The following is a 14,015-nucleotide window of genomic DNA, read 5'->3' as shown; positions in this document are numbered from 1 at the left end:
AGGTGTTTACTGTTTATTCGTTTGTTGATTGTGCCTTTGCAGGCATCTTTTTCTTATCCGGTGCCCCCTCTTTTTTGGAGAGGGGGTCAGGGGGTGAGGTTCCTCCGTTAGGAGTATTGCAGCTTCTTGTCCAGAATTTCGCCCGTTGCCTCCTCAAATGCCTTCACCACCCAGCGCAAGGCCTCGTTCTCCGTCGGGTTTTTCAAAGTGTCTTTGCCCACGGCCTTGGTTAGCTCGTCGCGGAAGAAACCCGGCGTGATGCCCTTGCTGAAAATGCCGGTTTCCACCGTTTTGTCGCTCACCATTTTGTTGAAATCCGCTTCGTCGGCGCGGATGGCAGTGTAGCGGCGCTGGTTCACGCCCAACTCGCGCAGCCACTCGTTGTATTCGCCAAAAAAGTCCGTCAGCTCACGCAGGGCGCGGTTGTTGCGCAGCTGAGCGGCCATGTCGCCGGCTTCGTAGTAGGGCGCTTTGGCATCCTCGGGCGTGTGCTTGAGGAAGTAGCGAGCAAAGTAGTGCAGCTGGATGAGCGGACGGGCCACTTCCTGGCGCATATCGCTGGGCAGCTGGCCGAAGTCGATGTCGGTGCTGTCGGATTTCAGGCCGTATTCGTGGTGGAGCGGCTGGTTGCCGTCAAGCTGATTGTCGGGCACTTCCATGAAGTGCTGAATGGACAGCGCGCCCAGCATCTCCAGTAAGTGGGCTTGATTGCGCTGCTCGGCGCGGCCGGGGTGGTTGGCCAGCGGCTGGCCGGGCTGGTCGCCGAGGTAGTACAGGGCCTCCAGCCCTTGTAGGTTGTCGGCGTAGTACGAAAGAGCCGTTTTCGTCTTCGTGATGAAGGTGTTGGAGTCGATAAAATCCTGGCCGCCGGCTTTCTCATCGGCCGAGGGGTCCTGCAGCTTGAAGTAGGGCAGCATCACCAGCGCGCCGGCTTTGAGGCGACGGCGGATTTCGGGGTGGGCCAGCGGGGAATTCGCGTCGCGCAGGTTTTTCACCAGCAGCGGGAAGCCGGCCGCGCCCGTTCCGCCAAAAATCGAGCTAATGAAAAACGCCCGGTCGCCGTCCTGCAGGCTTTGGGCGAGGTAGCGCATTTCCTTGGATTGCACCACCGCATTCAGCACCACCGAGCCCACGTTGGGCGAGCCCCGGAAGCCCACGTCGAGATTGGCCGCGAGGCTGTCCTGCGTGAAAAGCAAATCGACCAAACCCTGGGTTTCTACCGAGAGGTCGTTGTATTTCAGGTAGTCGCGGAAGGGCTGGCTGATGCCGCCGAAGTCGTACACGAACGAGTCGCGCAGCTCCTCGCCGCCCCCGCTGGTGTTAAGATGGGCCAGCGTGTTCATGGGCTGGCTGAAGAAGCCGGTTTTTTCCTTCTGGCCGTCGCCGTACAGCGCCTCGTGGATGCGGGCGTAGCGCTTGAGCAGGGCCACGGTGCGCGTCACGTCGCCGTTCTGGGTGTCGGGGTCAATGAGGACGGGCACCACTTGGTCGCAGTTGGGAATACGCACGCCCGAGGCCAGCAGCATGGTGAGGGAGCGCAGCACGCGGGCCCCGGTGCCGCCCACGGCAAAGATGAATAGTTTGGACATAGCTAGTTCTGACGGGTGAACCTCACCCCCGGCCCCTCTCCCGCGGAGAGGGGAGCCGAGGCGGCGCGGGTGAAGTTATTGATGGAAATAATTTGTCAAAGCCCAGCCTGAGAATCGTCAGGCTCCCCTCTCCGCGGGAGAGGGGCCGGGGGTGAGGTGAACCGCTAAAACGGCCCCACAAACGGCGTAGTGCGCGCATACGTACTCCAGCGCTTCAGCAGCACCGAGAAAAGCAGAAACCACAGGGCCGCCACCAGCATGTTCACCACCATGAAATAGCCCAGGTAGCTGCTCACTTCCGCGCCGTGGCCTTTGCTGAGGCTGTTGGCGAGGAATACGCCCAGGCCGGCAGTTAGTGCCAGCGTGAGGGCCCAGTGCGGCGTGCGGAACATGCCGGTGCGCAAAGCCGAGTTGAACACGTAGTAAAACGCCAGCACCAGCAGCAGGCTCACGCCCAGCGTGCTCCAACCCACGAGCGAAAACAGGTCGGTTTTGTACAGGCCGTAATCGGCCGGGCGCTGGCTTTGGAAGATGGAAATCAGAGCCGAATACAGGCTGGTGAAGAAGGTTTGCATAGCGGGTTTAGTTGGCAGTTGTTTGTTGTCAGTTGTTAGGCGGGATGCCAGATGAAAGTCGATTGGAACTAACAACTGACAACGAGCAACCAACAACTATTTATCGTTTTTAAGCGGAAGCTGAACCGTGAATACGGCGGGCAAGGTAGTTGGATACGACTGCCGGACGCCGGTCAGGATTTGGTCGAGGCCGAACGTGCGCGGCGCGGGCGCATTGTCGTTGGTCGTGCTCCAGGCAGCCACCCAATCCGGCGTTTCCGGGGCGGGCAGGGAAAGGGTGAGCGTGGCCGTGGGCGCCGCCAGCTTGCTCACCCGCAGGCGCACCACGTGGGTGTAGGGCGCCAGCACCGGCTGGCCACTCTGCTCCTCGTCGGTGAGCGGGCGCACCGAGCTGGGCAGCAGGCTGGCCTGGCCGTTGGGCAGGCGCACTTGCAGATGTTGGGCCAAAAATGCCGGCTGCTGCCACGCGGCGGGCAATTCCTTCAAATCCAGCCCCACCGAAAAGTCCACCGGGTCGTCGGAGGGGTTCAGGGTCAGGCCGTTATTTTCGGCATACACCGTGCCGCCGCTCGACTTTAATTTCGGGTCCGTGAGCTTGGTGAGCAGCGGCGCAAAGGCCGGCGTGCTGGTTTTCAAGCCAAAAAACGCCTGCTGGGCCGGCGCGTTCCGAAACACCTCGGCCGCGTAGCGCGCCACCTGCGCGGGCGGCCCAATCACCCACACGTAGTAGGGCACCTTTTCGCCGTTGAGCGTGCGTTTCTGCACGGGCGTTTTCACGGCCGGGAAGTAGCTGCCGTAGAAATGCGAGGTTTCGCCGAACACCGCCACGGCCAGCTGCTGCCGGCTCACGGGCGCGATGGACGTGCGAATCAGGTTCGGCAGCTGCGAAAAATCCGACTTGCGGGCCGGGCCATAAATGAAGTCCGAAATCACCACGCTCACCTCCTCCCCCGCCTTGGGCCGGTTGAGAATGCCTTCCAGCATCTGCGGCAGCTCGGTGCCGAGGGCGGCCTGGCTCACTTCGCCCTGCACCACGTCGCGCAGCTCTTCAAATTTCACGGGGCGCGGCGCGGCGTTTTCGCAGAGGTAGTACTTGCGGTCGGCCACGGCCCCGTTCACCTGCGTTTCGGTGATGAGCGCGCCAATGCGCTTCTGAAACTCGGTGGCGGGCTTGTCGGCCCCGCCGCGGGGCACGAAACCCTTCATGCCGCCCGAATATTCCAGAAAGATGCTGACGTGCAGCGGTGCGGCTTCGGTGGCGGCGGGTGCTTCGGCGACAGGCTTGGCGCCTTTGGGGGGCTTGGTGGCGGTGGTTTCGGTGGGCTCCGAGCCGCAGGCAGTCAGCAACGACAGCCCCCCCAAAAGCACTCCGACGAGCTGAAAACGACGAAACAGATGCGGCACGGGCATCGGCACGGAAACGGAAATCGGCATAGAGCAAACGCTAGGCAAGGTTTTGGGGCGAAGTATAGGCATTACGCAGCGAAATGCCCCACGGCCGAAACCACCACCTTTAAACGCGCGCCCTGCATTCGTAGTACGGCCGATGCCTCGCCGGAATCTTTTTCCACGAGCCCGCCGCAGACAGGCGGCACAGTGCCAGCCTGTTGCTACCTTTCATCAAATAACACTTTTTTAAACTTCTTCGCTTATCACTATAAATCATTGTTTTACGCCTGTTTGCGGCCAAGGCCAGTTTATTAGAAGGCCGGATAACACGTTTTGAGCCCGACTATTTAGTAGTATTGCGGGAGAACTGTGCTGTTGGTCTTTTCTAGGTTCTGTGCCGCTATGCACCTTATTGCTCTCCGCGCCGAATACCAAATCACGGTTGACCGTGCCCAGAATCGGATTTTCTACCAGAATTTCGCGCAGATGCGGACGGCCACGACCTTGCCGCACTACTGCGACGACTGGCGGGCGGCCCTGGCCGAAGTCGAGCCTGGGTTCTGCATTCTCACCGACATGCAGGTGGTGAGCGAGAACGGGGCCGACCTGCTCAGCGGGTTTCAGACCGTCGAGCAGCTCATCGTGCAGCGCGGCGTGCAGCTGGTGGCCGAAGTGCACGTGCCCGGCCTGGCCACCCGCCACTACACCGACGCCGTGACCACCCGCCAGGCCATGTCCGTGGAGTATTTCCTCGATATCTGGGACGCCACGCAGTTTCTCGACGCCCTGCAGCTCCGCACCGGCACGGCCGCCTGACGCCGGCCAATCCGGCCTTTTTCGGGCTTCCCGCCGCCAACGATTCCGGCGGCGGCGCTGTTATACGCCCGGATAAGCCGGGGCCGCGTTGGCCGCCCCGACCCCGACCCGTACCTTTGCGCCAACGGCCTCCTACGTTGTGGCCGCTTCAAAGCCGACGCCCGGTTAAAGGCACTTTTCACCCCTATGTCCACTCCCATTTCCACCGATATCTGCATTATCGGGGCCGGCCCGGTCGGTCTGTTTGCAGTGTTTGAGGCGGGCTTGCTCAAGCTCCGCTGCCACGTTGTTGATGCCCTGCCGCAGCCCGGCGGCCAGCTCTCCGAGATTTACCCCAAGAAGCCGATTTACGACATCCCGGGCTTCCCCGAGATTCTGGCTGGCGACCTGGTCGACAATCTGATGAAGCAGATTGAGCCCTTCCACCCCACTTTCACGCTGGGCGAGCGGGTGGAGCAGTTCCAGAAGCTCGAAGACGGCTCGTTCCAGCTCTTCACCACCGACGGCACCGAAATCCACTGCAAGGCCGTGGCCATTGCCGGCGGCCTGGGCTCGTTCGAGCCCCGCAAGCCGGCCGTCGAAAATCTCACGCAGTTTGAAGGCGGCAAAGGCGTGCACTACATGGTGCGCGACCCCGAGCACTTCCGCGACAAGAAAATTGTCATCGCCGGCGGCGGCGACTCGGCCCTCGACTGGACCAATTTCCTCGCCAACGTGGCGTCCGACGTAACGCTCGTGCACCGCGGCACCACCTTCCGCGGCGCCGCCGACTCGGCCGAGAAAGTGCAGAAGCTGCACGAAGCCGGTAAAATCAAGCTCGTGCTCAGCTCCAACGTGACGCACCTGCACGGCAACGGCGAGCTGAAGGAAGTCACCATCACCGGCAACGACGGCAAGGCCGAAACCGTGCCGCTCGACTGCTTCATTCCGCTCTTCGGCCTCACGCCCAAGCTCGGCCCCATTGGCGAGTGGGGGCTGGAAATCGAGAATGACGCCGTGAAGGTGGACACGCTCGACTACAGCACTTCGCTGCCCGGTGTGTTCGCCATCGGCGATATCAATACCTACCCCGGCAAGCTGAAGCTCATCCTCTGCGGCTTCCATGAGGCCGCGCTGATGTGCCAGGGCGCCTTCAAATACATTTTCCCCGACAAGAAGTACACGCTGAAGTACACCACCGTAAACGGGGCGCCCAGCATGTAAGCTGGTAAATCAGAACGTCATGCTGAGCGAAGTCGAAGTATCTCGCGTGCAATAGTAAAATCATTTACTTATGCAGTAGAGATGCTTCGACTTCGCTCAGCATGACGTTCTCTTGTTCCAAGTACCTAACTCATTTCATGGAAAACGACATCCGCATTTACGTCGAAGAAGCGCCCGGCCAACGCACCGAGCTCGTCGGCCCTACCGACATGGGCCTCAGCCTGATGGAGCTGCTGAAAGCCAGCGGCTACGACATCATGGCCACCTGCGGGGGCATGGCCCTGTGCGCCACCTGCCACGTGGAGGTGCTGGCCGGCCCTGCCCTCCCCGAGCCCGAAGACGCCGAGCTCGACATGCTCGAAACCCTGCCCGTGGTGCACGAAGGCTCCCGCCTGAGCTGCCAAATCCGCCTCACGCCCCGCACCGACGGACTGGTGGTGCGCCTGGCGCCCACGGGCGCGTAAGGTCCGGCCCTGTCATTGCGAGGAGGCACGACGAAGCAATCCGCCCTGTTCTCAGCGACCAGCCCATTCATGGGATGAGTTCACTAAAAAGCCCCGGCACTGCGCAGTGCCGGGGCTTTCTGGTAAAAGAGCGGGTCTGGTTTCAACAGGACGGATTGCTTCGGCTACGCCTCGCAATGACAGGCGCGTTGGCAGACGGCTACGCGCCCGCTTCGACCAGCCGCGCCCGCATTCGCTCCTTGGCGGCTTCGGGCAGCGTGGCGTCGGAATGGGCCCGGCTGGTGGCCGCGGCGCGGGCCCATTCGGCTATTAGCACCGTCTGCTTGGCGTAGCGGTTGCAATAGGGGCAGTAGCGCAGGTGCAGCCACAGGCTGGCGCGCGGCCCCCACGGCAGCGCACGGTCGGGCTGTTGGTCGAGCAGCAGGGTAGCGTTTTGGCAGTTGATGAGTCGTAGCATTGCAAACAGTTAATTCTTGCCCAAGCCGTGTTTTTCGAGGCAGCGGCGCAGCTGGAGCTTGGCCCGGTGCACAATCACCCAGTAGTTGGCCGGGCTCAGGCCCAGCTCCTGACAAATTTCCTCGGCCGATAATTCCTCCACGAAGCGCAGGGCAAACACGGCGCCTTGCTGCGCTGGCAGCCGCTGCTGGCAGCGCAGCAGGATGTCGTGCAGTTCCTGCTGCTCCAGCGCGGCATCGGCGTTGAGCCAGCTGGCGGGCGCCTGCGGGCCGGTCCAGTGGCCGTTTTCAGGGTTAAAGAAATCGGCTTCGGTGGCGCCGCCCTCGCTTAGCTCGTCGAGGCTGACCTGCGTGGCCCGGGCTTGGCGCCGGTAGTGGTCGATGATTTTGCGGCGCAAAATCACGAACAGCCACGTCCGTTCCGACGCCTCGGCCCGGAAAGTAGCCAAGCCGTCGAGGGCACTGAGGAAGGTTTCCTGCACCAGCTCTTCGGCCACATTCGCATCACTCACGCGGCTGAGGGCAAAGCGGTACAGCTCGTCGGCGTAGCGGGCGGGCCACTGCGCGGGAATGGGAATGGATGGGGTCATGCGAAGCGGCTGCTAAGGTCGCGCTGCAATATTACGCTTCTCTTCTCTCACTAAAGCGGGCTCGGTGCCAAGAGCGTTTTCATAACAAGGCTGGTTTAGCACACGGTGTTGGTTGCGGTCAAACGCCACCAACCACGGCTCCTTGCACGCTTGCCTCACGAGCCCAAAACCGCAGGCGGGTATAGGTATAAGCCGAGCCAAGGCTCCATTTGCAAGCAAACGAGGCCTTGGCTCGGCTGAGCTTGGTAAGCACCATGATGGCGATGCTTTTGCTTACCAAGAAGGTTACTGGGCGCGTTTGGCAGGCAGCTGGCCCACCGTTCCGGGGCTCGCCGCACCTAGGGCAGGCGCTGGCGCGGCCACAGGAATGGAATCCGGCGTCAGGTTAAAAATTTCGACCACCATGCGCCAGCCCGCCACGGCTTCGCGCCGCCAGATGCGGAGGTAGCTGCCGGTTTCTTCGGGGCGCTTGGTGCCGGCACCGCCGCGGTGCAGGGTGCCCACCACGTAGCCCAGGTCGCCGGCCGCGGCCAGGTAGCCGGTGGTGGGGGTGAAGAGGTAGCCCCGGTCCAGGTTTTTCATGTTGGCCATGGCGGCCAGGCCGTGCATCATCGAGAGGCCGGGGCGGTAGAGGCGCACTTCTTCGCTGAGGTATTGCTGGTAGGTGGCGCCGGGCTTGAGCAGTTCCGCCGCGTCGAACTTCCGGTCCAGGTCGAGCAAAATATTGGAGGGGGCGGTGCTGGGGGTAGCCACGGCCGCGGCCAAGTGCGGCCCTGGCACCAAATTGGCCTGCGGCGGCGCCGTGCCCACGCGCGCAATGCCCATATCCACCACGTATTTCCACTGCCCATCGGGCTGCTTGCGCCACACCGTTACGTACTCGCCCGCGGCCTGGGGGCGCTCGCTCTGCAGCATGGTCCAGGGGCCGGTGGTGTAGCCCAGGTCCCCGGATTGCGCCGCATCGGCCAGCACCGGGTACCACACCAGGCAGTTGTTGGGCTGCGGGGGGCGGGCCGTCCATATTTCCTGGGCACTGGCCAGGGTGCCGTTGTCGGCCACAAAGGCGTTGGGGGCGCTGTAAGCCAGAAAGGCGGCTTTGCTTCCCTCCTGCTTGGCTTGGGCCGCAAAGGCCAGTTCGGCGGCAATGACCGCGTCGCGGGACTTCTGCGCCTGCGCTGCGAGCGGCAGCCCCAGCATGAGCATAATTCCGATAGACAACTTACTATTCATAAGAAACAAGCATCAATAGTTGGTCCTGCTAAGATACGCTTGCTGGTATAATTATAATTTCGACAGAAATCACCGTTTGTAGTTCTGTGCCGTACTTGCGTCCGTATTGGGCCTGTTGGGCCACTTTTACGCGTATTGCTACTCGCTTAATTCTTGCTTTTTCTTTCTTTTATGAAATCAGCCGAACTCACCGCCCGCGCCCGCCGCATTCGCTTGGTGCTCACCGACTGCGACGGCGTGCTCACCGACGGCGGCGTGTACTATTCGGAGCGTGGCGAGGAAATGAAGCGTTTTAACATCCGCGACGGCATGGGCGTGGAGCGGCTGCGCAACCACGGCATTGCCTCCGGCATCATGACGGGCGAGGTATCGCCCTCGGTGCGCACCCGCGCCGCCAAGCTGAAGATTGAAGAGCTGCACCTGGGCATCAAAGACAAATCGGCCTGCCTGCACGGAATTTTGGCCCGCACCGGCCTGAGCGCCGAGGAAGTGGCCTTCATCGGCGACGACACCAATGATTTGGAGATTTTGGGCCTGGTGGGGCTGTCGGCTTGCCCCGGCGATGCCACGTCGTTTGCCCAGGCCGCGGCCGATTTTCATTGCCAAACCTTTGGTGGCCACGGCTGCTTCCGAGAGCTGGCCGAGTTCATCATTGCGGCGCAGCAGGGCAATAGGCCCTAAGCGGCTGCAAGGCAGCACTTCGCCAACCCTTATTCCGGCAGCAGCCCCTGACGCACAGCCAGTTTGATGAGGGCGGCCGTATTGCGGGTCTGGGTTTTGTCCATGATGTTCTGGCGGTGGGTTTCCACGGTGCGCTTGCTGGTGAACAGCTTGAGGGCGATTTCGGCGTTGGTCAGGCCTTCGGCCACCAGGCCCAATACTTCCATTTCGCGCTTGCTTAGGCCCAGGGCGGCGCGGGCTACGTCGCTGGCCACCGGGCTGCCCGCGTAGAGGCGCCCCAGCAGTGCCAGGCCCATGGTCGAGCACAGAAACGGCCGGCCCGCCGCCACGGTGTGCAGGCCGTGCACGAGTTCGGAGAGGCGCGCATTTTTTAGCAAGTAGCCGTGGGCACCCAGGTCCAGGGCGCGGGCCACGTAGTGCTCGTTGGTGAGGTCGCTGTGGGCCAGTATCCGCAGCTGCGGGTCTTGCTCGCGCAAGGCCGAGAGCACGGCAAAGGCATCGGGGCCGGGCAGGGCCAAGTCAAACAGTACCACGGTGGGCGTGGCGCTGGCCAGTTGGGCCAGCAGTTCGTCGCCAGTGCCGGCTTCGCCCACCACCTCCAGCCCTGGCGCTGCTTCCAGTCCGTGGCGCAGGGCCTCGCGCATCGGGGTATCGCTGGCGGTGAGTAGCACTCGAATCATAGTGGCAAAAGGGAGCGAACTGGCGGAAACGAAAGATATCGAATTTTTGGAAGGAGATGCAAAATTCTGATTTTACCCAACCCGAAACTACTCTTCTCGACAAGCTCAACTATAAGAATGCTACTAAAAACAGTATAAATCCCGTGGAAAAGCAGGGCATCCACCACCGATTTCGTACAAATACGGAGTCGGTTCCGCCGTATACCATGGATGCCCTAACCTTGTCTGCCAACATCCGTTTCGATTAGTTCACCTCCCCCTCTCATACGCTATGACTCGCATCTTACTTGCTGACGACCACACCATCCTGCGCGACGGCATTCGGGCATTGCTATCGGCAGAAGCCGACCTGGAGGTGGTGGGCGAGGCCAGCAACGGGGCCGAAGTGCTGGCCATGTTGGAGAATACGACCGCCGAGGTGGTGCTGATGGACGTGCAGATGCCGGTGCTCGATGGCTTTGCCACGGTGCCCGAGCTGCGCCGCCGCTTTCCGGAGGTGCGCGTGCTGGTGCTCACCATGCTGGACCACGAAAACTACGTGGCCCGCATGTTCGACGCCGGGGCCCAGGGCTACGTGCTCAAAAACGCCGCCATCAGCGAAATCACCTACGCCATTCGGACGGTGGCCGCTGGCAACCCGTTTCTGTGCACCGAAATCGGCCTCAACATGCTCTACAAAGCCGTGGCCCAGTCGGGTAGCATTGGCACCGACCTCGATGGCAGCGGCCACACCGGCGCCGACCTCACGGCCCGCGAGCTGGAGGTGCTCAAGCTCATTGCCGAAGGCCTGACCAACGGCGAAATTTCCGATAAGCTCTTCACCAGCAAGCGCACCATCGAAACCCACCGCCAAAACATCATCGCCAAAACCCAGGCCAAAAACACTGCCGCCCTCATCAAGCTGGCCGTGAGCCGGGGACTCATTTCTTAGAGGCTGTTTGAATTAATAAGAACGGTCATGCAGAGCGCAGCGAAGCATCTTTACCGCAATAGTAAACCTGATTACTACTGCGGTAAAGATGCTTCGTTGCGCTCTGCATGACCATTTCATTGAATTTTTAGCTAACTCAAACAGCTTCTTAGTGGTGAGGTGTGAGTAACATCTAGCGCGGTGTCGGGGTTGGTGTACCGTAGCGCGAACTGTGTCGTTCGCGTCCCCACGACGCTAGCTCGTTCTGGCACGCGAACGACACAGTTCGCGCTACTGACCGCACGTACACTGACTTCGAAACGGCTGTAACATACCACTCACACCTCACCGTTAATTCAGCATTCCGCCGATGGTGCCGATGGTGAGGGCCACAATGACCGTGTTGAAAACGAAGGCGATGAGGCCGTGCAGCAGGGCGGTGCGGCGCAGCCCGCGGTTGCCGATGCCGATGTCGGCGGTTTGGGCCGTCATGCCGATGATGAAGGAGAAGTAGGCAAAGTCGACGTAGTTGGGCTTCAGCTTTGGGCCATTTTCGTTGCCCTGGTCATCGGGAAATACCAGGCCGCCGGTGTCGTGGCCGGTTTCTTGGTCGGCCTCGTAATAGGTGTGGGCGTAGCGCAGCGTGAACACGAGGTGCACCAGCGTCCAGGCCAGCACCACGGCGGCCACGCTCAAGGCCACGTGGAGCACGCGCAGGTCCTGCGAAATGCCTTTGAGCGAGCCCATCAGGCCCACCACCGCGCCCAGGCTGGCCAGGGCCGCGCCCACCACCAGCACAAAGGCCTGGGTGCGGGGCAGGTCTTCGGAAGCGGCTACGCGCCGGATGTCGTCGGTGTCGGCCTGCCACATGGCCAGGATTATCAGGGCCAGGTCGACGGCGGCGAAGCCTACCCAGCCCACCACCACACGGGCCAGCTGGCCCAGCAGGTGCGGGGCCAGCAGCGCAGCCGCCACCCCGATTATCAGGCCGATGGCCAGCCGCCAGCGCACGTCCATGGCCCGCGCCCAACCTGTCGGCAGGGCACTTTTGGTTTTCGATTTGCTCATTTGGCTGCCAAGGTAGCGCACCCCTACCAATGCGGGTCCGGCCGCCGGGCCGTAAGCAAATACCTCGTTTGGCTGTTACTTCGTTCTATGAATGCAGCTCCGCTTTCCGGCCTCTACGCGCCCTCGCTCGCCCTCGTCACCGACCTCTACCAGCTCACCATGGCCTACGGCTACTGGCAGCAGGGCCTGCAGGACCGCGAAGCGGTGTTTCACCTGTACTTCCGCAAAGCGCCGTTCGCGGGGGGCTACGCCGTGGCGGCGGGCCTGGCCCTGGCCGTGGACTGGGTCGAAAACTTGCACTTTTCCGACGACGACCTGGCCTACCTGGGCAGCCTGCGCGGCAGCAAGGGCGGCGCGCTGTTCCCAGTGGAGTTTCTGGACTACCTGCGCCAGCTGAAATTCACCTGCGACATCGACGCCATTGCCGAAGGCACCGTGGTGTTTGGCAACGAGCCCCTGCTGCGGGTGCGCGGCCCGCTGCTGCAAGCCCAGCTGCTGGAAACGGCGCTGCTCACGCTCATCAATTTCCAAACCCTGATTGCCACCAAGGCGGCCCGCATTCGGGAAGCGGCCGGCCCTTCGGACCAGGTGCTGGAGTTTGGGCTGCGCCGCGCCCAGGGCTTCGATGGCGGGCTGGGGGCCAGCCGGGCGGCCTTTCTGGGCGGGGCCGATGCCACCAGCAACGTGCTGGCCGGGCAGCGCTACGGCATTCCGGTGAGGGGCACGCACGCGCACAGCTGGGTGATGTCGTTTGCCAATGAGATTGAGGCGTTTTCGGCTTACGCGAAGGCTTTTCCCGACGACTCAGTTTTTCTGGTCGATACTTACGACACCCTGGAAGGCGTGCGGCAGGCCATTCATGTAGCGCGGGAAATGCGCGCCCAGGGCCACGAGCTGGCCGGCATTCGACTCGATTCGGGCGACCTGGCCTACCTCAGCCGCGAGGCGCGGGCCGTGCTGGACGAGGCCGGCTTTACGGAAACGCGCATTGTGGCCAGCAACGATTTGGAAGAAAACCTCATCACCAGCCTCAAGCAGCAGGGCGCCCGCATCGATACCTGGGGCGTGGGCACGCAGCTCGTGACGGCCTACAACCAGGCGGCGCTGGGCGGCGTGTACAAGCTGGCCGCGCTGCGCAAAGCCGACAATTCGGGTTGGGATTTTACCATCAAGCTGTCGGAGCAGGTAGCTAAAACCAGCGTGCCGGGCATTTTGCAGGTGCGCCGCTACCTGAATGAGTACGGCAAGCCCCGCGCCGACATGCTCTACAATACCGCCGAGCCCCTCCCCGACCAGCTCATCCTCGTGGACCCGCTTGACGTGACGCGCCGCCTGGCCATCAAGCCCGAAACGAAATTCCGGGAGCTGCTGGAGCCCGTTTTCCGCCGGGGCCAGCGCGTGCTGGAGCTGCCCACGCTGGCCGAAAGCCGCGCCCACGCCCAGCGCGAGGTGCAAAGCCTCGACCCCAGCATTCGCCGTTTCCTCAACCCCCACACCTTCCCCGTGGGCCTGGAAAAAGGGCTATACGACTACCGTACCCAGCTCATTCTGGAAAAGCGGCCGGTGCGGCCGGCGTAGCGGTGTATCGATTAAAATAAACATAAAGCCCCGACGCTGGTTGCGCCGGGGCTTTTTTGTGCTTGACTTACTGAAAAACGTCACTTACTCGGCCGGGGCCTCTGTTGTGGCTACCGACTGGCCAGTTGCGGCACGAGGCCGGACCAAGCCCACCACGGCAAACGTCAGGGTGAAATACACGAATGCAACGGCCAGAAACTGCCGGGAACTGGTCACCGTGGCTTTGGAAACAATCAGCATCAAGCTCAACACCGCCATCAACACCAACACGCCCAGCACCAACAGGTTGCCACCGGCCCAGTGCCACATTTTAAATACAGCCCCGATAATGCCTACTGCCAAAGTGGCTACCATCAGGTAATTGAGTGAATCGGGCACGCCGGCGGCTTTGTTTTCGCCGATGGTGAAGGCCACGGTTGAAATCAGCAGCAAGCCAAAGCCAATCAATATCAGGAGGTCGGCCCCAGCCCACCACTGGGACTTGAAGTAGATACCGACCAGCCCCACAATGAGCGCGGCGGCGTTGAGAATAGATTTGATATTCATAAATGGGAAAAAATGGGTTTGGGGTCCTACTCGTTAGGCTTTTCGGGGCCGCCTCGTTTGTGCTGGTGTCTGAGCTCCAGAAATGTTAGCCACAAACATCTGGCGTGTTTTTACACTCCGCAATACCCGGAAGCAGGTATATTTCATCGGTTGAATACTTTTTTTTGTAGGTGTATTGGCCAACGTGAGCGACCAAGGCGTTGCCCGTAGCCGCTGGCCTGCTGTGGATTCTTCTGGAATA

The 14,015-nt window shown here is 61.7% G+C and carries 15 protein-coding genes; 6 read left to right on the top strand and 9 right to left on the bottom strand.

Translation table 11 applies throughout. From position 1 onward, the window contains the following. Nucleotides 1–107: 107 nt before the first annotated feature. The 3 genes from JKL48_RS12640 to JKL48_RS12630 form a co-directional block, all read right to left on the bottom strand. A complete protein-coding gene (locus JKL48_RS12640; RefSeq protein ID WP_201982944.1) occupies nucleotides 108–1,589 on the bottom strand; it encodes a hypothetical protein in 1,482 nt (493 codons plus the stop codon). A gap of 164 nt (nucleotides 1,590–1,753) precedes the next feature. Further along, entirely contained in the window at nucleotides 1,754–2,164 is a 411-nt protein-coding gene (locus tag JKL48_RS12635) for a hypothetical protein (protein WP_201982941.1), read from the bottom strand. 96 nt (nucleotides 2,165–2,260) lie between these two features. Continuing rightward, nucleotides 2,261–3,598: a hypothetical protein gene (locus JKL48_RS12630; protein WP_201982938.1), complete on the bottom strand. Its 1,338-nt coding sequence runs from the start codon at nucleotides 3,596–3,598 to the stop codon at nucleotides 2,261–2,263. Between the two features lie 357 nt (nucleotides 3,599–3,955). Here JKL48_RS12630 and JKL48_RS12625 point away from each other — a divergent pair, with 357 nt between their 5' ends. The 3 genes from JKL48_RS12625 to JKL48_RS12615 all read left to right on the top strand — a co-directional run bounded on the left by JKL48_RS12625 (nucleotide 3,956) and on the right by JKL48_RS12615 (nucleotide 6,036). Beyond that, a complete protein-coding gene (locus JKL48_RS12625) occupies nucleotides 3,956–4,369 on the top strand; it encodes a hypothetical protein (RefSeq protein WP_201982936.1) in 414 nt (137 codons plus the stop codon). Nucleotides 4,370–4,555: 186 nt separating this feature from the next. Beyond that, nucleotides 4,556–5,572: an NAD(P)/FAD-dependent oxidoreductase gene (locus JKL48_RS12620; protein ID WP_201982934.1), complete on the top strand. Its 1,017-nt coding sequence runs from the start codon at nucleotides 4,556–4,558 to the stop codon at nucleotides 5,570–5,572. Between the two features lie 137 nt (nucleotides 5,573–5,709). Continuing rightward, complete coding sequence (locus JKL48_RS12615) at nucleotides 5,710–6,036, top strand: 2Fe-2S iron-sulfur cluster-binding protein (protein ID WP_201982932.1); 327 nt, start codon at nucleotides 5,710–5,712, stop codon at nucleotides 6,034–6,036. A gap of 199 nt (nucleotides 6,037–6,235) precedes the next feature. Here JKL48_RS12615 and JKL48_RS12610 read toward each other — a convergent pair whose 3' ends face one another. The 3 genes from JKL48_RS12610 to JKL48_RS12600 all read right to left on the bottom strand — a co-directional run bounded on the left by JKL48_RS12610 (nucleotide 6,236) and on the right by JKL48_RS12600 (nucleotide 8,311). Beyond that, a complete protein-coding gene (locus JKL48_RS12610; RefSeq protein WP_201982930.1) occupies nucleotides 6,236–6,493 on the bottom strand; it encodes an anti-sigma factor family protein in 258 nt (85 codons plus the stop codon). A gap of 9 nt (nucleotides 6,494–6,502) precedes the next feature. After that, nucleotides 6,503–7,081: a sigma-70 family RNA polymerase sigma factor gene (locus tag JKL48_RS12605; protein WP_201982928.1), complete on the bottom strand. Its 579-nt coding sequence runs from the start codon at nucleotides 7,079–7,081 to the stop codon at nucleotides 6,503–6,505. 285 nt (nucleotides 7,082–7,366) lie between these two features. Then, nucleotides 7,367–8,311, bottom strand: coding sequence for a Cif family virulence factor (locus tag JKL48_RS12600; protein WP_201982924.1), 945 nt, complete (start codon nucleotides 8,309–8,311; stop codon nucleotides 7,367–7,369). A 171-nt stretch (nucleotides 8,312–8,482) separates the two neighbouring features. Here JKL48_RS12600 and JKL48_RS12595 point away from each other — a divergent pair, with 171 nt between their 5' ends. Beyond that, on the top strand, nucleotides 8,483–8,992 hold the full coding sequence (locus tag JKL48_RS12595) for a KdsC family phosphatase (RefSeq protein ID WP_201982921.1): 510 nt from the start codon (nucleotides 8,483–8,485) through the stop codon (nucleotides 8,990–8,992). A 29-nt stretch (nucleotides 8,993–9,021) separates the two neighbouring features. Here JKL48_RS12595 and JKL48_RS12590 read toward each other — a convergent pair whose 3' ends face one another. Next, a complete protein-coding gene (locus JKL48_RS12590) occupies nucleotides 9,022–9,672 on the bottom strand; it encodes a LuxR C-terminal-related transcriptional regulator (protein ID WP_201982919.1) in 651 nt (216 codons plus the stop codon). 271 nt (nucleotides 9,673–9,943) lie between these two features. Between JKL48_RS12590 and JKL48_RS12585 the strand changes: the two genes are divergently transcribed. Beyond that, nucleotides 9,944–10,603 carry a response regulator gene (locus tag JKL48_RS12585; RefSeq protein ID WP_201982916.1) on the top strand — a complete coding sequence of 220 codons (660 nt, stop codon included), beginning with the start codon at nucleotides 9,944–9,946 and terminating at the stop codon, nucleotides 10,601–10,603. 330 nt (nucleotides 10,604–10,933) lie between these two features. On the opposite strand, the gene JKL48_RS12580 is transcribed toward JKL48_RS12585, so the two are convergent. Beyond that, the gene (locus JKL48_RS12580; protein ID WP_201982914.1) at nucleotides 10,934–11,650 is read right to left on the bottom strand and encodes a DUF1345 domain-containing protein; all 717 of its coding nucleotides are present in this window, start codon (nucleotides 11,648–11,650) and stop codon (nucleotides 10,934–10,936) included. Between the two features lie 87 nt (nucleotides 11,651–11,737). Here JKL48_RS12580 and JKL48_RS12575 point away from each other — a divergent pair, with 87 nt between their 5' ends. Then, nucleotides 11,738–13,228 carry a nicotinate phosphoribosyltransferase gene (locus JKL48_RS12575; protein WP_201982911.1) on the top strand — a complete coding sequence of 497 codons (1,491 nt, stop codon included), beginning with the start codon at nucleotides 11,738–11,740 and terminating at the stop codon, nucleotides 13,226–13,228. A gap of 84 nt (nucleotides 13,229–13,312) precedes the next feature. Here the strand turns inward: JKL48_RS12575 and JKL48_RS12570 are convergent, their stop codons facing one another. Further along, nucleotides 13,313–13,774 carry a hypothetical protein gene (locus JKL48_RS12570; protein ID WP_201982909.1) on the bottom strand — a complete coding sequence of 154 codons (462 nt, stop codon included), beginning with the start codon at nucleotides 13,772–13,774 and terminating at the stop codon, nucleotides 13,313–13,315. Between the last annotated feature and the right edge of the window lie 241 nt (nucleotides 13,775–14,015).

It is taken from the genome of Hymenobacter rubidus, from assembly GCF_016734815.1.
GTDB lineage: Bacteria > Bacteroidota > Bacteroidia > Cytophagales > Hymenobacteraceae > Hymenobacter > Hymenobacter rubidus.
The sequence above is the reverse complement of the archived record's forward strand: the minus strand, read 5'-3'. Positions and strand labels throughout refer to the sequence as shown.